The following is a 21723-nucleotide window of genomic DNA, read 5'->3' on the forward strand; positions in this document are numbered from 1 at the left end:
GTTTTCGCGAGCAAGCCCGCTCCTACACATACAGGTGTCGTTATATCCACCCGAATTCAGCCATCGACAGCGGGTCACCGTCTCCAACGATGATGTGATCAAGCACGCGCACATCCACCGCCTCCAAGGCCTTTTGCAGCAACTTGGTCAATTTTCGATCAGCTGCGCTGGGCTCTACATTCCCGGACGGATGGTTGTGACACAGGATCAACGCCGCCGCGTTGTACGCCAGCGCGCGCTTGACCACTTGCCGCGGATAAACAATCGCAGTGTCGATGGTGCCTTGAAACATTGCCTCAAAACCCAACACCCGGTGTCTTGAATCAAGGAACAGGCAGCCAAAGATCTCATGGGGTTCGTGGCGCAGTAGTGCCTTGAGGTACTCGCGCACGGCCAGCGGGCTCTCCAGCACCGAATCAGCGCGCAAGCGCTCGGCCATGTGGCGCCGGGACATTTCCAGCACCGCCTGCAGCTGGGCAAACTTCGCCGGCCCCAGCCCCAGGTGCTGGCTGAACAGCGTCTGGCTAGCCTCCAGCAGTGGGCGCAAGCCACCAAATTGCGCCAACAGATGGCGCGCCAGGTCCACCGCACTTCGGCCGCTAACCCCTGTGCGCAGAAATATCGCCAACAGTTCGGCATCGGACAGGCTCGCCGCGCCCCCTTCCAAGAGTTTCTCCCGCGGGCGCTCCGCCACGGGCCAATCCCGAATACTCATCCCACCTCCATGTGTACCTGCTCCGCTGTTGCCCAGCGGGCGCTGTGTTATCGTAGGCGCTCTTTTTTGCGTGCGATTTCACCTGGGGAGGGGTCATCGCAGGCGTCACTGAACTGGCATCACTGAACTGGAAAGGCAAACCAATGCAGCGTCTGTATCGAAAACGCATCGTTCTCGGCGTCGGCGGCGGCATTGCCGCCTACAAGAGCGCAGAGCTGGTTCGCAGGCTCCTGGACCAGGGCGCCGAAGTACGTGTGGTCATGACCCGTGGCGGCAGTGAGTTCATCACCCCGCTGACCATGCAGGCCCTGTCCGGCCACCCGGTTCACCTGGACCTGCTCGACCCGGCGGCCGAAGCCGCCATGGGCCATATCGAGCTGGCCAAATGGGCCGACCTGGTACTGATCGCCCCGGCCACCGCCGACCTAATCGCTCGCCTGGCCCAGGGCATCGCCGATGACCTGCTGACCACACTGGTATTGGCCACCGACGCCACCGTCGCCATCGCCCCGGCCATGAACCAGGCCATGTGGCGCGACCCGGCTACCCAGGCCAATACCCAACTCCTGCAAAGCCGCGGCCTCAAGGTGTTCGGCCCCGCTTCCGGCAGCCAAGCCTGCGGCGATGTCGGCATGGGCCGCATGCTCGAAGCCACCGACCTGGCACAGTGCGCCGCCGAGTGCTTCCAGCACCTGGCCCTGACCGGCAAGCACGTGTTGATCACCGCCGGCCCGACCCAGGAAAACATCGACCCGGTGCGCTACATCACCAACCATAGCTCAGGAAAAATGGGCTTCGCGTTGGCAGAAGCAGCGGTCGAGGCAGGCGCGCGGGTCACCCTGATCACCGGCCCGGTACATTTACCGACCCCTGACCGCGTCACGCGAATCGACGTAGTCAGCGCCCGGGACATGCTGGCAGCCTGTGAAGCGGCCATTCCCTGCGACCTGTTCATCGCCTCGGCAGCGGTTGCGGATTACCGCCCGGAAGTCGTAGCCCCGCAAAAGCTCAAGAAAGACCCCACAAGCGGTGACGGCCTGCTCCTGCAAATGGTGCGCAACCCCGACATCCTGGCCACAATCGCCACTCGACCGGACCGCCCGTTCAGTGTCGGTTTCGCTGCCGAGACCGAGCACCTGCTGGACTACGCCGCACGCAAACTGAAAGACAAAAACCTCGACCTGATCGTTGCCAATGATGTCGCCAACCCGAGCATCGGTTTCAACAGCGAGGAAAATGCGTGCAGCGTGATCGACCGCGAGTTGCACGCCACCCTTTTCGCCCAGACCAGCAAGGGCAAGATTGCCCGCCAACTGATCTCTTTTATCGCCCAACGGCTGAACCAGGTTTAATTTCCATGCACGTTTTGCAAGCCAAGATCCTCGACCCCCGCATCGGCAACGAATTCCCCCTGCCGGCCTACGCTACTCCAGGCTCCGCCGGCCTGGACCTGCGTGCCATGCTCAAGCAAGACACGGTCCTTGAACCGGGCCAGACCATCCTGATCCCCACCGGCCTGTCGATTTATGTTGGCGACCCTGGCCTGGCGGCACTGATCCTGCCGCGCTCCGGCCTGGGCCACAAACACGGGATCGTGCTGGGCAACCTGGTCGGCCTGATCGACTCAGACTACCAGGGCGAACTGATGGTCTCGTGCTGGAACCGTGGCCAGACCGCCTTCAACATCGCCGTTGGCGAACGCATCGCCCAGTTGGTATTGGTGCCCGTGGTACAAGCGCATTTCGAACTGGTGGAAGAGTTCGACGAAACCCAGCGCGGCGCAGGCGGTTTTGGGCATTCCGGCAGTCACTGACTAAGCTGAATCAGGCCGGACACCCTCGTCCGGCCCGATGTCACCGCCCGGCGCTTCAGGAGGAAGAATGCACGAAACTCATAACTGGAATTTTCCTATATAAATCAATGAATTATGTAAGCGTTTTGGCAAACAAAAAGCCCCGATGGCACTTTTACACCACGAACTCTCTGCCGAAAACGCCGTCATACCCTTCAGTTTGAGCCTGCCGGCCAGCCACATTCAGGCCAGCCCTGCCCCTTCCAGATGGAGTTTCCCCCGCGATGAGTACTGCAGCCCGCGTAGCCCCTACCTTCCCCGACAGCATCTTTCGCGCCTATGACATTCGCGGCGTGGTTCCCAAGACCTTGACCGCCGAAACAGCCTACTGGATTGGCCGCGCCATCGGCTCCCAGAGCCTGGCCCAAGGCGAACCCAACGTGTCTGTGGGGCGTGATGGCCGCTTGTCCGGCCCCGAGCTGGTCGAGCAACTGATCCAGGGCCTGGCTGACAGCGGCTGCCACGTCAGTGACGTCGGCCTGGTGCCAACACCGGCGCTGTATTACGCCGCCAATGTCCTGGCCGGCAAATCCGGGGTGATGCTCACCGGCAGTCACAACCCGTCGGACTACAACGGTTTCAAGATCGTCATCGCGGGCGACACCCTGGCCAACGAACAGATCCAGGCCCTGCACACCCGCCTGAAAACCAACGACTTGACCAGTGGCACCGGCAGCATTACCAAGGTCGACATCCTCCAGCGCTACTCCGATGAAATCACCCGTGACGTCAAGCTCGCACGCCGCATGAAAGTTGTAGTGGACTGCGGTAACGGCGCGGCCGGCGTGATCGCCCCACAGTTGCTCGAAGCCCTGAATTGCGAAGTGATCCCGCTGTTCTGCGATGTCGACGGCAACTTCCCCAACCATCACCCGGACCCAGGCAAGCCAGAAAACCTGGTGGACCTGATCGCCAAGGTCAAGGAAGTGGGCGCCGACGTGGGCCTGGCCTTCGATGGCGACGGCGACCGCGTGGGCGTGGTGACCGAAACCGGCGAGATTGTGTTCCCGGACCGCCTGCTGATGCTGTTCGCCCGCGACGTGGTGGCGCGCAATGCCAACGCCGAGATCATCTTCGACGTGAAATGCACCCGCCGCCTGACACCATTGATCAAGGAATACGGCGGGCGCCCGCTAATGTGGAAGACCGGTCACTCGTTGATCAAAAAGAAAATGAAGGAAACCGGCGCGCTGTTGGCCGGTGAGATGAGCGGCCACGTATTCTTCAAGGAGCGCTGGTTCGGGTTTGACGACGGTATTTACAGCGCCGCTCGTCTGCTGGAGATCCTCAGCAAGGAAAAATCTACGGCAGAAGAGCTGTTTCAGACCTTCCCGAATGATATTTCTACGCCAGAGATCAATATCCATGTGACCGAGGAGAGCAAATTCAGCATCATTGACGCACTGCATGATGCGCAATGGGGTGAAGGCGCCAACCTGACCACCATTGATGGTGTGCGAGTCGATTACGCCAAAGGCTGGGGCCTGGTACGCGCGTCCAACACCACACCGGTGCTGGTCCTGCGTTTCGAGGCGGATACCGAGGCTGAGCTGCAGCGCATCAAGGACGTGTTCCACGCCCAGTTGAAACGTGTTGCCCCTGATCTCCAATTACCGTTCTGATTTTTTGCCCGGAGCCCTGAATGACCCTCGAACGCGAAGCCGCTGCCAACACCGCCAAGGTCCTGTCCGAAGCGTTGCCTTACATTCGACGCTACGTCGGCAAGACGCTGGTGATCAAGTACGGCGGCAATGCCATGGAAAGCGACGAGCTGAAAACCGGCTTTGCCCGCGACATCGTGCTGATGAAAGCTGTAGGGATCAACCCGGTGGTGGTGCACGGCGGCGGCCCGCAGATCGGCGACCTGCTCAAGCGCCTGTCGATCGAGAGCCACTTCATCGATGGCATGCGCGTCACTGACGCGCAAACCATGGACGTGGTGGAAATGGTCCTCGGCGGCCAGGTCAACAAAGACATTGTCAACCTGATCAACCGCCACGGCGGCAGCGCCATCGGCCTGACCGGCAAGGATGCGGAGCTGATCCGCGCGAAAAAACTGACTGTTACCCGCAAGACTCCGGAGATGACCCAGCCGGAAATCATCGATATCGGCCAGGTCGGCGAAGTGATCGGCATCAACACCGATCTGCTGAACCTGCTGGTCAAGAGCGACTTCATCCCGGTGATCGCACCTATCGGTGTGGGCGCCAATGGCGAGTCCTACAACATCAATGCTGACCTGGTGGCGGGCAAGGTGGCTGAAGCACTGCAGGCTGAAAAACTGATGCTGCTGACCAACATTGCCGGCCTGATGGACAAGGAAGGCAAGGTACTGACCGGCCTGTCCACCCAGCAAGTGGACGAGTTGATCGCCGACGGCACCATCTACGGCGGCATGCTGCCGAAGATCGGTTGCGCACTGGGCGCGGTACAGGGCGGTGTGGGTAGCGCGCTGATCCTGGATGGCCGTGTACCGAATGCGGTGCTGTTGGAGATTTTTACGGATACCGGCATGGGTACACTGATCAGCAACCGCAAGCGTCCTTAAACGCTGCAAATAAAAGGCCCCGCTCAATCCGATTGAGCGGGGCCTTTTTGTATAGAGCTAGAGGACAATGGAGATCCCCTGTGGGAGGGGGCTTGCTCCCGATAGCGTTGGATCAGCGAATGAACTGGGTGGCTGACACACCGCTATCGGGAGCAAGCCCCCTCCCACACAAACCCATTTCAACAAAAAGTCAGTGTCAGACGCCAAACTGCTCGCGATACGCCCGCACTGCCGGCAAATGCTGCTTGAGCTGCGGATCATCCTCCAGGAACTGCAACACCTGGTTCAACGACACGATGCTCACCACCGGAATACCGAAATCCCGCTCCACTTCCTGGATCGCCGACAACTCACCGTTGCCGCGCTCCTGGCGGTTCAAGGCGATCAGCACACCGGCGGCCTTGGCGCCGTCCTGGGACGCGATGATCTGCATCACTTCACGGATCGCGGTGCCGGCTGTGATCACGTCATCAATGATCAGCACATCGCCGGTCAGCGGAGCGCCGACCAGGCTACCGCCTTCACCATGGGCCTTGGCTTCCTTGCGGTTGAAACACCATGGCAGATCCTGCCCATGATGCTCCGCCAGGGCCACCGCTGTAGCCGCAGCCAGGGGAATCCCCTTGTAGGCCGGGCCAAAGAGCACGTCGAAGGAAATACCGCTTTCAACGATGGCTGCCGCGTAGAAGCGACCCAGCTGAGCCAGGGCCGAACCCGAGTTGAACAGGCCCGCATTGAAGAAGTACGGGCTGGTGCGCCCGGACTTGAGAGTGAACTCACCGAAGCGTAGAACGCCGCGATCGATGGCAAAACGAATGAAATCGCGTTGATACGCCTGCATGAAAAAAGCCTCAGATACCACGGATTTAGCTAATTAGGTGGACGGCGTGTATCATACACGCACGCGATTTTTGGGGCCATTTATGCGGATCATCAGTGTGAACGTTAATGGTATTCAGGCTGCAGTCGAGCGTGGTTTGCTCAGTTGGCTGCAAGCACAGAATGCCGACGTCATCTGCCTGCAGGACACCCGCGCCTCCGCCTTTGAACTGGACGACCCAGCCTTCCAACTGGATGGCTACTTCCTTTATGCCTGCGATGCCGAAGTGCCCACCCAAGGTGGCGTGGCTTTGTACTCGCGGTTGCAACCCAAGGCGGTCATCAGCGGCCTCGGCTTCGAGACAGCCGACCGCTACGGGCGTTACCTGCAAGCCGATTTCGACAAGGTCAGCATCGCGACCTTGCTGCTTCCCTCGGGGCAGAACGGCGATGAAGACTTGAACCAGAAGTTCAAGCTAATGGACGACTTCGCCCGTTATCTGGATAAACAGCGACGCAAACGTCGCGAGTACATTTATTGTGGCTCGCTGTACGTGGCGCAACAGAAGCTGGATATCAAGAACTGGCGCGACAGCCAGCAGTCGCCGGGCTTCCTGGCGCCGGAGCGGGCCTGGATGGACGAGATCGTCGGCAACATGGGCTATGTCGATGCCCTGCGTGAAGTCAGCCGTGAAGGCGACCAGTACAGCTGGTGGCCGGACAACGAACAGGCCGAGATGCTCAACCTGGGTTGGCGCTTCGACTACCAGTTGCTGACCCCAGGTCTGCGCCGGTTCGTGCGCAGTGCACGCCTGCCGCGTCAGCCGCGCTTCTCGCAGCACGCGCCATTGATCGTGGACTACGACTGGACATTGACCATCTGAGGTCGTTCTCCAGGCACAAAAAAACCGACATCGCTGTCGGTTTTTTTGTGGCCGGTCGGTTACTTGACCAGGCGCCAGGTCCACGGATAGCGGTAAGCAACGCCTTTGTTGGCCTGGATCCCGGCGATGATCGTCAGTATCAGCGCCCCGATCACCAATACGGTCATCAGCAAAAAGCCGATGACGACGAAGCCCAGCACCAGGCACACCAACCAGGCGATCGCCACGGTAATCTGGAAATTCAGCGCTTCCTTGCCCTGATCATCGATAAGCGGGTCCACGTCCTTCTTGAACTGCCACAGGATCAGTGGCCCCAACAAGCTGCCGAAGGGAAATACCAATCCCGCAAACGCCGCGAAGTGACACAGCATTGCCAACTGGCGTACTTCCTTGGACGGTGCCGGAACCGGCAACTGGCTGTCACTCATGGCGTTTCTCCTTGGCGCCGGCTCAGTCGGCCAGCGCGGCGTTCTGCAGTTGGAAAATTTCGGTCATACCTTTCTGGGCCAAGGCCAGCATCGCGTTCAGCTCAGCCGGTTGGAATGGCGCGCCTTCAGCGGTGCCCTGCACCTCGATGAAACCACCGGTGCTGGTCATGACCACGTTCAGGTCAGTCTCGGCGGCCGAATCCTCCAGGTAGTCCAGGTCCAGCACAGGCTCACCCTGGTACATGCCGACCGATACCGCGGCGATCATCTGCTTGAGCGGGTCACCGGCCTTGAGGCCGCCGCGCTTCTTGATCACTTTCAGCGCGTCGACCAGGGCCACCATGGCACCGGTGATGGAGGCAGTACGGGTACCGCCATCCGCCTGGATCACGTCGCAGTCGACGTACAGGGTCACGTCGCCCAGCTTGGACATGTCCAGGGCGGCGCGCAGGGAACGGCCGATCAGGCGCTGGATCTCCAGGGTGCGCCCGCCTTGCTTGCCACGGCTGGCTTCACGCTGGTTACGCTCGCCAGTGGCGCGCGGCAGCATGCCGTATTCAGCGGTCAACCAACCCTGGCCCTGGCCCTTTAGGAAGCGCGGCACGCCGTTTTCGACGCTGACGGTGCAGATCACCTTGGTATCGCCAAACTCGACCAGTACGGATCCCTCGGCGTGTTTGGTGTAGTTGCGGGTGATGCGGATCGAGCGGAGCTGATCGGCAGCGCGACCACTTGGACGTTTCATAGGGGATACCTGTACGAAGGACGAAAAACTGCCGAGCATTATAGAGCCGCCAACCGATTCGGGGCACTTCTAAAAATTCGGTTACGAATGCGCATGTTTGGGCGCCTCTTGCGCACTGCGCTACAATCCTGCGCCTCTCGACTGTAGAAGCAAGCTTGCTCGCGAAAAACATTAACGATAACGGGGGCTTCCTGGTTCAGCGCGGCGCCCCTTGGGTTCTTCGCGAGCAGCTCGCTCCTACAGGTCGACCTGCCAATCTCTACTTATCCAACACGAGGTACCTCCATGGTGCACAGCATGACCGCCTTCGCCCGTGTCGAAAAAGCCGGGGCCCAAGGCACCCTCAGCTGGGAATTGCGCTCGGTCAACAGCCGTTACCTGGAGCCGCACCTGCGCCTGCCGGAGTCGTTCCGCGACCTCGAAGGCGCTGTCCGTGAAGCGCTGCGCCAGGGCATTTCCCGTGGCAAGCTGGAATGCACCCTGCGCTTTACCGAAGAAACCACCGGCAAACCGTTGCAGGTCGACCGCGACCGCGCCGCGCAACTGGTGGCCGCCGCCGAAACCATTGCCGGCCTGATCAAGCAACCGGCCGCACTGAACCCTCTGGAAGTGCTGGCCTGGCCCGGCGTGCTGGTGGCCGACGCAGCTGACCCGCAAGCCTTGAATGCCGAAGCCCTCGCCCTGTTCAACCAGGGCCTGAAGGAACTCAAGGCCGGCCGCGAGCGCGAAGGCGCCGAACTGGCTCGCCTGATCAACGAGCGCCTGACCTCGATCGAAGCAGACGTGATCACCCTGCGCGAACTGGTGCCGCAGATGCTCGCCACCCAGCGCCAGAAGATCCTCGATCGCTTCACCGACATGAAGGCCGACCTCGACCCGACGCGCCTGGAACAGGAAATGGTCCTGCTCGCACAGAAGAGCGATGTGGCCGAAGAGCTCGATCGCCTGAGCACCCACATCCTTGAAGTGCGCCGCGTCCTCAAATCTGGCGGTGCCGCCGGTCGGCGCCTGGACTTCCTGATGCAGGAACTCAACCGCGAAGCCAATACACTGGGCTCCAAGGCGTTCGATCCGCGCAGTACCACGGCCGCGGTCAACCTCAAAGTGTTGATCGAGCAGATGCGCGAACAAGTACAGAATATTGAGTAAGGCAACCTCCATGACCCACAGCACCGGCACCCTTTACATCATTTCCGCCCCTTCGGGCGCGGGCAAGAGCAGCCTGGTCAAAGCCTTGACCGACGCTGACGAGCAGATCCGCATCTCGGTGTCCCACACCACCCGCGCCATGCGCCCGGGCGAGGTCAATGGCGTGCACTATCACTTCGTCGAGCGCACCGAGTTCGTCAAGATGATCGAACATGGCGATTTCCTCGAACGTGCCGAAGTCTTCGGCAACCTCTACGGCACCTCCCAAAGTCACTTGCAGCAAACGCTGGACGAAGGCCACGACCTGATCCTGGAAATCGATTGGCAGGGCGCCGAGCAGGTACGCCAGCTGATGCCCAAGGCTCGCTCGATCTTCATCCTGCCGCCGTCGCTCGAAGCCTTGCACCAGCGCCTGACCAACCGCGGCCAGGACAGCGACGAGATCATCGAAGGCCGCATGCGCGAGGCCGTCAGCGAAATGAGCCACTACGTCGACTACGACTACCTGATCATCAATGACGATTTCACCCAGGCCCTGGACGATTTGAAGGCGATTTTCCGCGCCAATCAGCTCCAGCAAAAGCGTCAACAGCAGCGTTTCGGCAAATTACTTGCCGAACTGCTCGGCTGATTGGCTCTTCCCAAAAGCGCTGCAAGGGCCTTACATTGGCACTTGCAGCGGTTTTGCGAGGGTCTGCGAAAAATCAGCGCTTCCCTAAACGCTGGTGATTTTTTAAACTGCTCAGTCCGCTCGCCCAACCGGGCAGCGCGCATCTTGCATTCGCTCCGAGGAATACCATGGCCCGCGTAACCGTTGAAGACTGCCTAGAACACGTGGATAACCGCTTTGAGCTGGTCATGCTCTCTACCAAGCGTGCCCGTCAACTGGCCACTGGCGGCAAAGAGCCTCTGGTCCAGTGGGAAAACGACAAGCCTACCGTTGTAGCCCTGCGTGAAATTGCTGAAGGCCTGATGAGCTACGAGTTCATCGCCAACGCCGAAATCGTTGAAGACGAGCCGCTGTTTGCAGCGTTCGAAGGCGAGTCCAACGAGGACGTCTAAGCCTATGCCTGGTCGACGTAGCACGGCGCGGGGTCACAGCCATCGGCAGGAGTTCACACTTTGCCGAGCATAGACGCCCTCGCCGATCGCTTATCGACCTACCTCGGCCCAGACCAGGTCAACCTGGTCCGCCGAGCGTATTTCTACGCCGAACAAGCCCATGACGGCCAACGCCGCCGCAGTGGCGAGGCGTATGTCACCCATCCACTTGCGGTGGCAAATATTCTTGCCGACATGCACATGGACCATCAGAGCCTGATGGCTGCGATGCTGCATGACGTGATCGAAGACACCGGCATCGCCAAGGAAGCGCTCAGTGCGCAGTTTGGCGAAACCGTGGCCGAACTGGTCGATGGGGTCAGCAAACTGACCCAGATGAACTTCGAGACCAAGGCCGAAGCCCAGGCGGAAAACTTCCAGAAGATGGCCATGGCCATGGCCCGGGATATCCGGGTGATCCTGGTCAAGCTGGCCGACCGGCTGCACAACATGCGCACGCTGGAAGTGCTGTCCGGCGAAAAACGCCGGCGCATCGCCAAGGAAACCCTGGAAATCTACGCGCCCATCGCCAACCGGCTGGGCATGCACGCCATTCGCATCGAATTCGAAGACCTCGGCTTCAAGGCCATGCACCCGATGCGTTCGGCGCGCATCTACCAGGCGGTCAAGCGCGCCCGGGGCAACCGCAAGGAAATCGTCAACAAGATCGAAGAGTCCCTGAGCCATTGCCTGGCGATCGACGAAATCGAGGGCGAAGTCAGCGGCCGGCAGAAGCACATCTACGGCATCTACAAGAAGATGCGCGGCAAACGCCGGGCCTTCAACGAGATCATGGACGTGTATGCGTTCCGGATCATCGTCGACAAGGTCGATACCTGCTACCGCGTGCTGGGTGCTGTGCATAATTTGTACAAACCCCTGCCGGGCCGCTTCAAGGACTATATCGCGATCCCCAAGGCCAACGGCTACCAATCGCTGCACACCACGCTGTTCGGTATGCATGGCGTGCCCATCGAGATCCAGATCCGCACCCGCGAAATGGAAGAGATGGCCAACAACGGCATCGCCGCGCACTGGCTGTACAAATCCAGCGGCGACGAGCAGCCAAAGGGGACGCATGCCCGCGCCCGCCAGTGGGTCAAGGGCGTGCTGGAAATGCAGCAACGTGCCGGCAATTCCCTGGAATTCATCGAAAGCGTGAAGATCGACCTGTTCCCGGACGAGGTCTACGTGTTCACGCCCAAGGGCCGCATCATGGAGCTGCCAAAAGGCTCCACGGCGGTCGACTTTGCCTACGCGGTGCACACCGACGTCGGCAACAGCTGCATCGCCTGCCGCATCAATCGGCGTCTCGCGCCGCTGTCGGAACCGCTGCAAAGCGGCTCCACGGTTGAGATCGTCAGTGCTCCAGGCGCACGCCCGAACCCGGCGTGGCTCAACTTCGTGGTCACCGGCAAGGCACGTACGCATATTCGCCATGCCCTGAAACTGCAGCGTCGTTCCGAGTCCATCAGCCTGGGCGAACGCCTGCTGAACAAGGTGCTCAACGGCTTCGACAGCGCCCTGGACAAGATCCCGCAGGAGCGCGTGCAAGCGATGCTCCACGAATACCGCCAGGAAACCATCGAAGACCTGCTGGAAGATATCGGCCTGGGTAACCGCATGGCCTACGTGGTCGCCCGCCGTCTGCTGGGCGAGGGCGAACAGTTGCCGAGCCCGGAAGGCCCGCTGGCGATTCGTGGTACCGAGGGGCTGGTGCTCAGCTACGCCAAATGCTGCACGCCGATCCCTGGCGACCCGATTGTCGGGCACTTGTCCGCGGGCAAAGGCATGGTGGTGCACCTGGACAACTGCCGCAACATCACCGAAATCCGCCACAACCCGGAAAAATGCATCCAGCTCTCGTGGGCCAAGGATGTCACCGGCGAATTCAACGTCGAGCTGCGGGTGGAGCTGGAACACCAGCGCGGGCTGATTGCCTTGCTGGCCAGCAGCGTCAACGCCGCCGACGGCAACATCGAGAAAATCAGCATGGACGAACGTGATGGTCGCATCAGCGTGGTCCAACTGGTGGTCAGCGTGCATGACCGCGTGCACCTGGCCCGCGTGATCAAGAAACTGCGTGCCTTGACTGGAGTCATCCGCATCACCCGTATGCGCGCATGACCCTTCAGATCACTCATCACCCATTACAAGGAGTCACTCATGACCAAGACAGTTATCACCAGCGATAAAGCCCCAGCCGCCATCGGCACCTACTCCCAGGCGATCAAGGCGGGCAACACCGTCTACATGTCCGGCCAGATCCCACTGGACCCAAAGACCATGGAACTGGTTGAAGGCTTCGAAGCCCAGACCGTACAAGTCTTCGAAAACCTCAAATCCGTGGCCGAGGCCGCCGGCGGTTCGTTCAAGGACATCGTCAAGCTGAACATCTTCCTCACCGACCTGAGCCACTTCGCCAAGGTCAACGAGATCATGGGCAAGTACTTCGAACAACCCTACCCAGCCCGCGCCGCTATCGGCGTCGCCGCCCTGCCAAAGGGCGCACAGGTTGAGATGGACGCCATTCTGGTCATCGAGTAAAACACCCGGCGCAGCTCCCAACAGGCTGCGCCGACTTCGTTTCAGAAGGATTTCGTAATGCGCAAAGCGCTTGTAGCCTCTTCGTTGCTCGCCCTGTTGCTGGGCGGCTGTGCCAGCAACCCCGCCGACCTGGATGTGAGCGGTATCTGGATCAACCAGGCCGCCATCGATGCGGCAGCCAAGGGCGGCCCTTTGCGTGAAGCCCTGCAGTCCTATGGTCCCAACCTTGAGTGGGAGGTCAACACCAAGGCTTTGCAGGCGCGTTACTACAACGGTTTTGAAGTAGCGGAAGGGAAGTTGTCGGGCGAGAAGCCCGGCGCCTGGAGCGTGGATTTCTACGGCAGCTCCGCCACCGAACTCAAGCGCAAAGGCAAACAACTGCTGCAAGTGGCCAATGACAATGAGCCAGAGCAACTGTTCGGCCGCGCTGAAGCGCCAGCACCCGAAGGCGCGCCATTGGGCGCCAACTTCGAGCGGTCACTGTACGCAGCCTACATGGGTGGCGACTGGAAGATCACCGACGGTACCGGCAGCGGCGCCACGGTGCAGTTCCAGGCTGATGGCAAGGTCGCCGGCCTGCCTGGCGTTGATCGTTACTCGCTGTGCCTGGCGGGTGATTGCGCCTCCATGAGCGGCGGCTACGACAGTATCTGGCTGCAACTGAACGGCCAGGGCAACCCGTGGATCTTTGCGCGCAAAGGTGAGCAACTGGAAATCTTCCAGGCCATCAATACCGCGCAGGCCGATGAAGTGCCTCAGTTCACCCCAGGCCCACGCCAGTGGCTGCTTGAAAAGCCATAACAGCATCACCTGAATCCAAATGTGGGAGGGGGCTTGCTCCCGATAGCAGTACTGAAGTCAATATGTCTTTGGCTGACTCACCGCTATCGGGAGCAAGCCCCCTCCCACATTCTCAGATTGATTTCAGCCCTTGAGTATCGCGGCATACCCTTCACGATAGGTCGGATACTTGGGCACCCAACCAAGGGCCTTTACCCTGGCATTGCTGCATTGCTTGCTGCCCGCACGCCGCACACTGGCGTCATCAGCCCATTCGGTCACACCCAGGTACTCGCGCAACCAGCCCACCACCTCGGCCAATGGCGCCGGCGCATCGTCGACACCGATGTAGACTTTGTCCAATGTGCCGCCCTGCTCTACGTGCCGCAGTAAAAACGCCAGCAGCCCGGCCGCATCGTCGGCGTGAATCCGGTTGCCATATAAAGGCGGGTCAATCGCTACCCGATAACCTTGGCGCACCTGGGTCAACAACCACTCACGCCCCGGACCGTAAATCCCGGTCAGCCGCACGACACTGGCGGGAATGCCGCTGTCGAGCGCCACTTGCTCTGCCTCCAGCATCACCTGCCCGGAATAACCCTTCGCTTGCGTCTCCGACGTTTCGTCGACCCACTCGCCGTTCTGCTGCCCATACACGCTGCTGCTGGATACGAACAACAGGTGTTTCGGCTCCTGGCCGTAATCGCCCAACCACTCCAACACATGCTGCAACCCTTGCACGTAAGCAGCGCGATAGCCGGCTTCGTCGTGGTCGGTGGCAGCGGCGCAATACACCAGGTAATCCACTCCACCAATGGGCCAGGTGTCAGGGCAGTCTTTGTCGAACAGGTCGCCGGCGATGCCAATCACCCCCTCGGGCAGGCGCGAAATATCGCGGCGCAGGCCATGAACCTCCCATTCCGAGGCCAGCAATTGGCTAGCCAGCCGACTACCCACATCGCCGCAACCGGCAATCACAACAGAAGGCACAGACATCACAAAACTCCGTTCTTAAAGGCGCAGATTAGCCGCCAGACATGACCAGCGGCCAGAAAAAGCACAAATAAAGTTACTGTATTACTTCTGTTAACAAGAATTACTTGCAATAATAACCACCCATTTGTCCTCGACCCCCTGGGTCTGGAAGGACGATCACCCATTTTTTCTCTCAGGTCCGGCCAGCATGACACGTAATACAAACCCCGCTTCGCCAACCAAGCCTCACAGCCCATCCCGCGCCTGGCGTGCGATCGCTGCGATGCTGTTCAGCGTACTGCTGGCACCGACCGCCGCATTCGCAGATGCCACCGCGCCCGCCGCTCCGGCTGCCACTGAGCAAAATGCTGCTGCCCCGGCGGCCGCTCCGGCTCCGGCGCCAGCCGCTACCGACCCGGCCCAGGCTGCGGGCGATGCCGCTCCCGCCAATGAAACCGGCGTCGTGCTGGAAGAAGACAACACCCTGGGCATGGCCCACGACCTGTCGCCATGGGGCATGTACCAGAATGCCGACGTGGTGGTGAAGGCCGTGATGATCGGCCTGGCCATCGCGTCGATCATCACTTGGACCATCTGGATTGCCAAAGGCTTCGAGTTGCTGGGCGCCAAGCGTCGTCTGCGTGCTGAAATCGTCCACCTGAAAAAAGCCACCACCCTCAAGGAAGCAAGCGAAACCGCGACCAAAAAGGGCACCCTGGCCAATACCCTGGTGCACGACGCACTGGAAGAAATGCGCCTGTCGGCCAACACTCGCGAAAAAGAGGGCATCAAGGAGCGCGTGGCCTTCCGCCTCGAGCGCCTGGTTGCCGCTTGCGGCCGTAACATGAGCAGCGGCACCGGCGTTCTCGCCACCATCGGCTCCACTGCACCGTTCGTCGGTCTGTTCGGCACCGTATGGGGCATCATGAACAGCTTCATCGGCATCGCCAAGACCCAGACCACCAACCTCGCCGTCGTTGCCCCGGGTATCGCCGAAGCCCTGCTGGCGACCGCTTTGGGCCTGGTTGCGGCGATTCCTGCGGTGGTGATCTACAACGTCTTCGCCCGTTCGATTGCCGGCTACAAGGCCCAGGTATCCGACGCGTCGGCAGAAGTCCTGCTGCTGGTCAGCCGTGACCTCGATCACCAGCCTACCGAGCGCAGCTCGCAACCGCACATGGTGAAAGTGGGGTAATCGGCCATGGGCCTGCATTTGAACCAAGGCGACGACGAGCTCGTCGAGAACCACGAAATCAACGTCACGCCGTTTATCGACGTGATGCTGGTACTGCTGATCATCTTCATGGTGGCGGCACCGCTGGCCACCGTGGACATCAAGGTGGACCTGCCCGCATCCAGCGCCAAGCCGGCGCCGCGGCCTGAGAAACCAATCTTCCTCAGCGTCAAGGCAGACCAGCGCCTGTTCCTGGGCGAAGAAGAAGTCAAGGCTGAAAGCCTGGGCCCGGTGCTCGATGCCAAGACCCAGGGCAAGAAAGACACGACGATCTTCTTCCAGGCCGACAAAGGCGTGGACTACGGCGACCTGATGAGCGTGATGGATGCCCTGCGGGCAGCCGGCTACCTCAAGGTGGGCCTGGTCGGACTTGAGACGGCAGCCAAGAAATGATCACGACGCGCCACAAACTGACGCGTTATGGCACCAGCCTTGCCGTCGTGCTGGGCGTGCATGCCGTCGCGATCATCATCGCGCTCCAATGGTCCGCGCCGCAGGTAATCCAGCTGCCACCCGCCGCCATGGTCATCGACCTGGCGCCGATGCCAGCGCCGCCGCCTCCGGCACCGCCCAAGGTGGTGACGCCGCCGCAGCCGCCTGCCCCGGTGGAAGAGCTGCCCCTGCCGAAAATGGCCGAGGCGCCCAAGCCAACTATCCAGGTGCCCAAGCCGGTCAAGCCCAAGCCTAAACCGAAACCGCCCAAGCCGGTGGAGAAGAAGCCCGAGCCACCCAAGGAAAAACCTTCCGAGGAGCCACCGAGCGAAACTCCACCGACCAATACACCGGCGGAAAAATCGGCCCAGCCCGCGCCTGGCCCATCGGCACAGCAGATAGCGGCCCAGGCGTCCTGGCAAAGCACTTTGCTGGCGCACCTGCAGAAGTACAAGAAGTACCCACCTGCTGCACAACAGCGCGGCAAGGAAGGTATGAACCGCTTGCGCTTCGTGGTCGATGCCGAAGGCAACGTATTGTCCTACGAGTTGGAAGGCCGCTCCGGCAACGCCGATCTGGACCGTGCGACCCTGGAGATGATCCGCAAGGCCCAGCCGCTGCCCAAGCCACCGGCCGACCTGTTGAAAAACGGCAGCGTCGAACTCGTTGCGCCGTTCGTCTACAACATCGACAAGCGCCGCCGTTAAACACATCTACAAGCAATGCGGGAGGAAGTTTTACTCCCGCATTCGCCATCGGCAAATCAGCAAAATTTCCGACATTCCCCACTCAATCCCCAGCAAACTTCTGATAACGTGCGTCTATCGATTGCAGCCGGTATGCTTGGCCTGCAACCTCATGGACGCCCGCTATGACCCTTACAGAATTACGCTACATCGTGACCCTCGCCCAGGAACAGCATTTCGGCCACGCGGCCGAGCGTTGCCATGTCAGTCAGCCGACGCTGTCGGTGGGCGTGAAAAAACTTGAAGACGAACTCGGTGTGCTGATTTTCGAGCGCAGCAAGAGCGCCGTGCGCCTCACTCCGGTGGGCGAAGGCATCGTGGCCCAGGCGCAGAAGGTCCTGGAACAAGCGCAAAGCATTCGCGAACTGGCCCAGGCCGGTAAGAACCAGCTGACCGCACCGCTCAAGGTCGGCGCGATCTACACGGTCGGCCCGTACCTGTTCCCGCACTTGATCCCGCAACTGCACCGCGTCGCGCCGCAGATGCCGCTGTATATCGAAGAAAACTTCACCCACGTGCTGCGCGACAAACTGCGCAACGGCGAATTGGACGCGATCATCATCGCCCTGCCGTTCAATGAGGCGGACGTACTCACGCTACCGCTCTACGACGAGCCGTTCTACGTGCTGATGCCGGCCTCCCACCCGTGGACCAAGAAGGACACCATCGACGCCGCCCTGCTCAACGACAAGAGCCTGCTGCTGCTGGGCGAAGGCCACTGCTTCCGCGACCAGGTATTGGAAGCCTGCCCGACCCTGACCAAGGGCAACGACGGCGCCAAGCACACCACGGTGGAATCCAGCTCACTGGAAACCATTCGCCATATGGTCGCTTCCGGTCTGGGCATCTCGATCCTGCCGCTGTCAGCCGTAGACAGCCATCACTACGCCCAGGGCGTAATCGAAGTGCGCCCGCTCACACCTCCGGTGCCGTTCCGTACCGTAGCGATCGCCTGGCGCGCCAGCTTCCCACGCCCCAAAGCGATTGAGATCCTCGCCGATTCGATCCGCCTGTGCTCGGTGGCCAAGCCGCCCGTTGCGAGCTAAGCAACCGTATGACTGAGCTGTCGCAGGTGCCGGTGACGGCACTCAAGGGTGTCGGTGAGGCCATGGCCGAGAAGCTGGCCAAGGTCGGCCTGGAAAACCTCCAGGACGTGCTGTTCCATTTGCCCCTGCGCTACCAGGATCGGACTCGCGTGGTGCCCATCGGCCACTTGCGCCCAGGGCAGGACGCGGTGATCGAAGGCACCGTCAGCGGCGCCGACGTGGTGATGGGCAAGCGCCGCAGCCTGGTGGTGCGCCTGCAGGATGGCACCGGCGGCTTGAGCCTGCGCTTCTACCATTTCAGCAACGCGCAGAAAGAGGGCCTCAAGCGTGGTACCCGCGTGCGCTGCTACGGCGAGGCGCGCCCTGGCGCTTCGGGCCTGGAAATCTACCATCCGGAATACCGCGCCATTACTGGTGACGAGCCGCCACCGGTAGACACCACCCTCACGCCAATCTACCCGCTGACCGAGGGCCTGACCCAGCAACGCTTGCGCCAATTGTGCATGCAGACGCTGACCATGCTCGGCCCGCAAAGCCTGCCCGACTGGCTGCCCCTGGAGCTGGCTCGCGACTATCAGCTGGCGCCCCTGGCTGATGCGATCCGCTACCTGCATCACCCGCCCGCCGATGCCGACGTGGACGAACTCGCCCTCGGCCATCATTGGGCCCAGCATCGCCTGGCCTTCGAAGAGCTGCTGACCCACCAACTGTCCCAGCAGCGCCTGCGTGAAAGCATGCGTTCCCTGCGCGCCCCGGCAATGCCAAAGGCCACCCGGCTGCCGGCGCAATACCTGGCTAACCTCGGCTTTGCCCCGACCGGCGCACAGCAGCGCGTGGGCAATGAAATCGCCTACGACCTCAGCCAGCAAGAACCGATGCTGCGCCTGATCCAGGGCGACGTAGGCGCAGGCAAGACCGTGGTGGCTGCCCTCGCAGCCTTGCAAGCACTGGAGGCTGGTTATCAAGTGGCGCTGATGGCGCCCACTGAAATCCTTGCCGAACAACATTTCATCACCTTCAAGCGCTGGCTCGAACCCCTGGGCCTGGAAGTGGCGTGGCTGGCCGGCAAGCTCAAAGGCAAGAACCGCGCAAGCGCCCTGGAGCAGATCGCCGCGGGCGCCCCTATGGTGGTGGGCACCCATGCGTTGTTCCAGGACGAAGTGCAGTTCAAGAACCTTGCGTTGGTCATCATTGACGAACAGCACCGCTTCGGTGTGCAACAGCGCCTGGCCCTACGCCAGAAAGGCGTGGGCGGGCGCATGAACCCGCACCAGTTGATCATGACCGCCACCCCGATCCCGCGCACCCTGGCCATGAGCGCCTACGCCGACCTCGACACCTCGATCCTCGACGAACTGCCGCCCGGGCGTACGCCGGTCAATACCGTGCTGGTCACCGACACCCGGCGCGTCGAAGTGATAGAGCGCGTGCGCGGCGCCTGTGCCGAAGGCCGTCAGGCGTACTGGGTGTGCACCTTGATCGAAGAATCCGAAGAGCTGACCTGCCAGGCCGCCGAGACCACCTACGAAGACCTCACCAGCGCCTTGGGCGAGCTCAAGGTCGGGTTGATTCATGGGCGCATGAAACCTGCGGAGAAGGCCGCAGTGATGGCCGAGTTCAAGGCCGGTAACCTGCAATTGCTGGTGGCTACCACCGTGATCGAAGTGGGCGTGGACGTGCCCAACGCCAGCCTGATGATCATCGAAAACCCCGAGCGCCTGGGCCTGGCGCAACTGCACCAACTGCGCGGCCGGGTCGGCCGGGGCAGTGCTGCCAGCCATTGCGTGTTGCTGTATCACCCACCGCTGTCGCAGATCGGTCGCCAGCGCCTGGGGATCATGCGCGAAACCAACGACGGTTTTGTCATCGCCGAAAAAGACCTCGAACTGCGCGGCCCGGGTGAAATGCTCGGCACGCGCCAGACCGGCCTGCTGCAATTCAAGGTTGCCGACCTGATGCGCGACGCCGACCTGCTGCCTGCGGTGCGCGACGCGGCGCAAGCCCTGCTCGAACGCTGGCCCGATCACGTCAGCCCGTTGCTCAACCGCTGGCTGCGCCACGGCCAACAGTACGGCCAAGTCTGACCCCTTCCCTGTAGGAGCGAGCTTGCTCGCGAAGATCTTCCTGGCGGCGCGATCATCCAGAATGTCCGGGTTATCGTTAGCGTTCTTCGCGAGCAAGCTCGCTCCTACAGGGTAATCAGCGCACCGCCAACCTCATCACAAACGCCACTTATCCGACCAACACCTCTATCAAGCTGGTTATACTCCAATGAATGTAAGAAATTGGAACAGGCCATGTCAGAAGTTGCCCTCGCCACAGCCCCACTGACCGCCCCGCCGGTCATTCGGGCGCTGCTCGCCAAGCTCGCCATCCCCTACACGGAAGTCATCGAACAACCTGGCATGAACCCTGCGCAAAAGGTCCAGGCGGTGTTGCTTGAAGATGCGGTTGGCGCACTCATGGTGCTGTTCCCCCAAAGCCAGTTGCTCGACCTCAACCGCCTCGCCGAACTCACGGGACGCCGCCTCACGGCCGTTGCCCCTGAGCGCGTCGAACGCATGCTCGGCAAGCATGCCCTGAGCCTGTTGCCGGGCCTGCCGGCGCTTACCAGCTCACCATGCCTGTATGAAGGCAGCCTGCTCAACGAGCCGAGCCTGCTGGTGCATTCGGGCGTAGCCGGACTGTTGCTGGACATTCCCGGCGACGCGTTCAAGGGCATGCTGACCAAGGCCAGCGCCGCGCAGTTCGGCGAACCGCTGAGCAATATCCGCCCAAATCTCGACCGCCCCAATGATGACCGCGAGGAAATCACCCAGGCGATGCAGGCGTTCACCGCCCGCCGTATCCAGCAACGTCTTGAGGCGACCATCGAGATTCCACCGCTGGCCGACACGGCGCAAAAGATCATCAAGCTGCGCGTCGACCCCAACGCCACCATCGATGACATCACCGGCGTGGTGGAAACCGACCCGGCCCTCGCCGCCCAGGTGGTGAGTTGGGCCGCGTCGCCCTACTACGCATCGCCGGGCAAGATCCGTTCAGTCGAAGATGCCATCGTGCGCGTACTGGGCTTCGATCTAGTGATCAACCTGGCGCTCGGCCTGGCCCTGGGCAAAACCCTGAGCCTGCCCAAGGACCGCCCGCATCAGTCCACGCCGTACTGGCACCAATCGATCTACACCGCTGCCGTGATCGAAGGCCTGACCCGTGCCATGCCCCGCGCCCAGCGCCCGGAAGCCGGCCTGACCTACCTGGCGGGCCTGCTGCACAACTTCGGCTACCTGTTGCTGGCCCATGTGTTCCCGCCACACTTCTCGCTGATCTGCCGACACCTGGAGGTCAACCCGCACCTGTGCCACAGCTATGTCGAACAGCACTTGCTGGGTATCACCCGCGAGCAGATCGGTGCCTGGCTGATGCGCTATTGGGACATGCCGGACGAACTGTCCACCGCCCTGCGCTTCCAGCACGACCCGACCTATGACGGGCAATATGCCGAGTATCCGAACCTGGTGTGTTTGGCCGTGCGCTTGTTGCGTAGCCGGGGGATTGGTTCCGGGCCGGACGAGGCGATTCCCGACGCACTGCTTGAGCGGCTGGGGTTGAGCCGTGAGAAGGCTGAGGAAGTGGTCGGCAAGGTGCTGGATGCCGAGGTGTTGTTGCGCGAACTGGCTTCCCAGTTCAGCCAGGGCTGAATGTGTAGCCCCTCAGGTCGCTAT

The 21723-nt window shown here is 61.3% G+C and carries 21 protein-coding genes and 1 pseudogene; 17 read left to right on the forward strand and 5 right to left on the reverse strand.

Annotation, left to right across the window (positions count from 1 at the left end; translation table 11 throughout):
• Positions 1–40 precede the first annotated feature (40 nt).
• Positions 41–715 carry a RadC family protein gene (radC, locus tag QYQ93_RS00105; protein WP_338475996.1) on the reverse strand — a complete coding sequence of 225 codons (675 nt, stop codon included), beginning with the start codon at positions 713–715 and terminating at the stop codon, positions 41–43.
• 143 nt (positions 716–858) lie between these two features.
• On the opposite strand from radC, the gene coaBC reads away from it, so the two are divergent.
• The 4 genes and pseudogenes from coaBC to argB all read left to right on the forward strand — a co-directional run bounded on the left by coaBC (position 859) and on the right by argB (position 5115).
• On the forward strand, positions 859–2067 hold the full coding sequence (gene coaBC / locus QYQ93_RS00110) for a bifunctional phosphopantothenoylcysteine decarboxylase/phosphopantothenate--cysteine ligase CoaBC (protein ID WP_043048060.1): 1209 nt from the start codon (positions 859–861) through the stop codon (positions 2065–2067).
• A 5-nt stretch (positions 2068–2072) separates the two neighbouring features.
• Positions 2073–2528 (forward strand): dUTP diphosphatase, encoded by a 456-nt coding sequence (dut, locus tag QYQ93_RS00115; RefSeq protein ID WP_338475998.1) that lies wholly within the window; start codon positions 2073–2075, stop codon positions 2526–2528.
• Between the two features lie 254 nt (positions 2529–2782).
• A pseudogene (locus QYQ93_RS00120) lies at positions 2783–4189 on the forward strand (phosphomannomutase/phosphoglucomutase); the annotation flags it as partial.
• A 20-nt stretch (positions 4190–4209) separates the two neighbouring features.
• Complete coding sequence (argB, locus tag QYQ93_RS00125) at positions 4210–5115, forward strand: acetylglutamate kinase (protein ID WP_043048062.1); 906 nt, start codon at positions 4210–4212, stop codon at positions 5113–5115.
• Between the two features lie 196 nt (positions 5116–5311).
• Here argB and pyrE read toward each other — a convergent pair whose 3' ends face one another.
• Positions 5312–5956, reverse strand: a complete 645-nt coding sequence (pyrE, locus tag QYQ93_RS00130) for an orotate phosphoribosyltransferase (protein WP_003195489.1) — start codon at positions 5954–5956, stop codon at positions 5312–5314.
• 82 nt (positions 5957–6038) lie between these two features.
• On the opposite strand from pyrE, the gene QYQ93_RS00135 reads away from it, so the two are divergent.
• Positions 6039–6818, forward strand: coding sequence for an exodeoxyribonuclease III (locus tag QYQ93_RS00135; protein ID WP_003195493.1), 780 nt, complete (start codon positions 6039–6041; stop codon positions 6816–6818).
• Between the two features lie 59 nt (positions 6819–6877).
• On the opposite strand, the gene QYQ93_RS00140 is transcribed toward QYQ93_RS00135, so the two are convergent.
• The gene (locus tag QYQ93_RS00140; protein WP_043048064.1) at positions 6878–7246 is read right to left on the reverse strand and encodes a DUF4870 domain-containing protein; all 369 of its coding nucleotides are present in this window, start codon (positions 7244–7246) and stop codon (positions 6878–6880) included.
• A gap of 22 nt (positions 7247–7268) precedes the next feature.
• The gene (gene rph / locus QYQ93_RS00145; RefSeq protein ID WP_043048066.1) at positions 7269–7991 is read right to left on the reverse strand and encodes a ribonuclease PH; all 723 of its coding nucleotides are present in this window, start codon (positions 7989–7991) and stop codon (positions 7269–7271) included.
• A 285-nt stretch (positions 7992–8276) separates the two neighbouring features.
• On the opposite strand from rph, the gene QYQ93_RS00150 reads away from it, so the two are divergent.
• The 6 genes from QYQ93_RS00150 (at position 8277) to QYQ93_RS00175 (ending at position 13589) form a co-directional block, all read left to right on the forward strand.
• Entirely contained in the window at positions 8277–9140 is an 864-nt protein-coding gene (locus QYQ93_RS00150; protein WP_043048068.1) for a YicC/YloC family endoribonuclease, read from the forward strand.
• Positions 9141–9150: 10 nt separating this feature from the next.
• Positions 9151–9771 (forward strand): guanylate kinase, encoded by a 621-nt coding sequence (gene gmk, locus QYQ93_RS00155; RefSeq protein WP_043048070.1) that lies wholly within the window; start codon positions 9151–9153, stop codon positions 9769–9771.
• A gap of 167 nt (positions 9772–9938) precedes the next feature.
• Positions 9939–10202, forward strand: coding sequence for a DNA-directed RNA polymerase subunit omega (gene rpoZ, locus QYQ93_RS00160; RefSeq protein ID WP_003195508.1), 264 nt, complete (start codon positions 9939–9941; stop codon positions 10200–10202).
• A 60-nt stretch (positions 10203–10262) separates the two neighbouring features.
• Positions 10263–12368 (forward strand): bifunctional GTP diphosphokinase/guanosine-3',5'-bis pyrophosphate 3'-pyrophosphohydrolase, encoded by a 2106-nt coding sequence (spoT, locus tag QYQ93_RS00165; protein ID WP_015886535.1) that lies wholly within the window; start codon positions 10263–10265, stop codon positions 12366–12368.
• 39 nt (positions 12369–12407) lie between these two features.
• Positions 12408–12788, forward strand: a complete 381-nt coding sequence (locus QYQ93_RS00170) for a RidA family protein (RefSeq protein WP_003176922.1) — start codon at positions 12408–12410, stop codon at positions 12786–12788.
• A 57-nt stretch (positions 12789–12845) separates the two neighbouring features.
• Positions 12846–13589, forward strand: coding sequence for a hypothetical protein (locus tag QYQ93_RS00175; protein ID WP_043048071.1), 744 nt, complete (start codon positions 12846–12848; stop codon positions 13587–13589).
• Between the two features lie 123 nt (positions 13590–13712).
• Here the strand turns inward: QYQ93_RS00175 and QYQ93_RS00180 are convergent, their stop codons facing one another.
• A complete protein-coding gene (locus QYQ93_RS00180) occupies positions 13713–14564 on the reverse strand; it encodes an SDR family oxidoreductase (protein ID WP_043048073.1) in 852 nt (283 codons plus the stop codon).
• 187 nt (positions 14565–14751) lie between these two features.
• Between QYQ93_RS00180 and exbB the strand changes: the two genes are divergently transcribed.
• From exbB to QYQ93_RS00210, 6 genes are all read left to right on the forward strand, one after another.
• Complete coding sequence (gene exbB, locus QYQ93_RS00185) at positions 14752–15738, forward strand: tonB-system energizer ExbB (protein ID WP_217880742.1); 987 nt, start codon at positions 14752–14754, stop codon at positions 15736–15738.
• 6 nt (positions 15739–15744) lie between these two features.
• Positions 15745–16170, forward strand: a complete 426-nt coding sequence (gene exbD / locus QYQ93_RS00190) for a TonB system transport protein ExbD (protein ID WP_043048077.1) — start codon at positions 15745–15747, stop codon at positions 16168–16170.
• Positions 16167–16916 carry an energy transducer TonB family protein gene (locus QYQ93_RS00195; protein ID WP_043048079.1) on the forward strand — a complete coding sequence of 250 codons (750 nt, stop codon included), beginning with the start codon at positions 16167–16169 and terminating at the stop codon, positions 16914–16916. The genes exbD and QYQ93_RS00195 overlap by 4 nt, the downstream gene beginning before the upstream one ends.
• Positions 16917–17080: 164 nt before the next feature.
• Complete coding sequence (locus QYQ93_RS00200; RefSeq protein WP_043048080.1) at positions 17081–18001, forward strand: hydrogen peroxide-inducible genes activator; 921 nt, start codon at positions 17081–17083, stop codon at positions 17999–18001.
• A gap of 8 nt (positions 18002–18009) precedes the next feature.
• Positions 18010–20085: an ATP-dependent DNA helicase RecG gene (gene recG, locus QYQ93_RS00205; protein ID WP_338476000.1), complete on the forward strand. Its 2076-nt coding sequence runs from the start codon at positions 18010–18012 to the stop codon at positions 20083–20085.
• 213 nt (positions 20086–20298) lie between these two features.
• Positions 20299–21699: an aminoacyl-tRNA deacylase and HDOD domain-containing protein gene (locus QYQ93_RS00210; RefSeq protein WP_338476001.1), complete on the forward strand. Its 1401-nt coding sequence runs from the start codon at positions 20299–20301 to the stop codon at positions 21697–21699.
• The last annotated feature ends 24 nt before the right edge of the window (positions 21700–21723 follow it).

Origin of the sequence: Pseudomonas khavaziana (assembly GCF_036704165.1) — a bacterium.
GTDB lineage: Bacteria > Pseudomonadota > Gammaproteobacteria > Pseudomonadales > Pseudomonadaceae > Aquipseudomonas > Aquipseudomonas khavaziana.

Excerpts from the sequence above, each read along its gene's own strand:
- radC (WP_338475996.1), bottom strand. The coding sequence starts at position 715 with ATGAGTATTCGGGATTGGCCCGTGGCGGAGCGCCCGCGGGAGAAACTC.
- coaBC (WP_043048060.1), top strand. The coding sequence starts at position 859 with ATGCAGCGTCTGTATCGAAAACGCATCGTTCTCGGCGTCGGCGGCGGC.
- dut (WP_338475998.1), top strand. The coding sequence starts at position 2,073 with ATGCACGTTTTGCAAGCCAAGATCCTCGACCCCCGCATCGGCAACGAA.
- argB (WP_043048062.1), top strand. The coding sequence starts at position 4,210 with ATGACCCTCGAACGCGAAGCCGCTGCCAACACCGCCAAGGTCCTGTCC.
- pyrE (WP_003195489.1), bottom strand. The coding sequence starts at position 5,956 with ATGCAGGCGTATCAACGCGATTTCATTCGTTTTGCCATCGATCGCGGC.
- QYQ93_RS00135 (WP_003195493.1), top strand. The coding sequence starts at position 6,039 with ATGCGGATCATCAGTGTGAACGTTAATGGTATTCAGGCTGCAGTCGAG.
- QYQ93_RS00140 (WP_043048064.1), bottom strand. The coding sequence starts at position 7,246 with ATGAGTGACAGCCAGTTGCCGGTTCCGGCACCGTCCAAGGAAGTACGC.
- rph (WP_043048066.1), bottom strand. The coding sequence starts at position 7,991 with ATGAAACGTCCAAGTGGTCGCGCTGCCGATCAGCTCCGCTCGATCCGC.
- QYQ93_RS00150 (WP_043048068.1), top strand. The coding sequence starts at position 8,277 with ATGGTGCACAGCATGACCGCCTTCGCCCGTGTCGAAAAAGCCGGGGCC.
- gmk (WP_043048070.1), top strand. The coding sequence starts at position 9,151 with ATGACCCACAGCACCGGCACCCTTTACATCATTTCCGCCCCTTCGGGC.
- rpoZ (WP_003195508.1), top strand. The coding sequence starts at position 9,939 with ATGGCCCGCGTAACCGTTGAAGACTGCCTAGAACACGTGGATAACCGC.
- QYQ93_RS00170 (WP_003176922.1), top strand. The coding sequence starts at position 12,408 with ATGACCAAGACAGTTATCACCAGCGATAAAGCCCCAGCCGCCATCGGC.
- QYQ93_RS00175 (WP_043048071.1), top strand. The coding sequence starts at position 12,846 with ATGCGCAAAGCGCTTGTAGCCTCTTCGTTGCTCGCCCTGTTGCTGGGC.
- QYQ93_RS00180 (WP_043048073.1), bottom strand. The coding sequence starts at position 14,564 with ATGTCTGTGCCTTCTGTTGTGATTGCCGGTTGCGGCGATGTGGGTAGT.
- exbB (WP_217880742.1), top strand. The coding sequence starts at position 14,752 with ATGACACGTAATACAAACCCCGCTTCGCCAACCAAGCCTCACAGCCCA.
- exbD (WP_043048077.1), top strand. The coding sequence starts at position 15,745 with ATGGGCCTGCATTTGAACCAAGGCGACGACGAGCTCGTCGAGAACCAC.
- QYQ93_RS00195 (WP_043048079.1), top strand. The coding sequence starts at position 16,167 with ATGATCACGACGCGCCACAAACTGACGCGTTATGGCACCAGCCTTGCC.
- QYQ93_RS00200 (WP_043048080.1), top strand. The coding sequence starts at position 17,081 with ATGACCCTTACAGAATTACGCTACATCGTGACCCTCGCCCAGGAACAG.
- recG (WP_338476000.1), top strand. The coding sequence starts at position 18,010 with ATGACTGAGCTGTCGCAGGTGCCGGTGACGGCACTCAAGGGTGTCGGT.
- QYQ93_RS00210 (WP_338476001.1), top strand. The coding sequence starts at position 20,299 with ATGTCAGAAGTTGCCCTCGCCACAGCCCCACTGACCGCCCCGCCGGTC.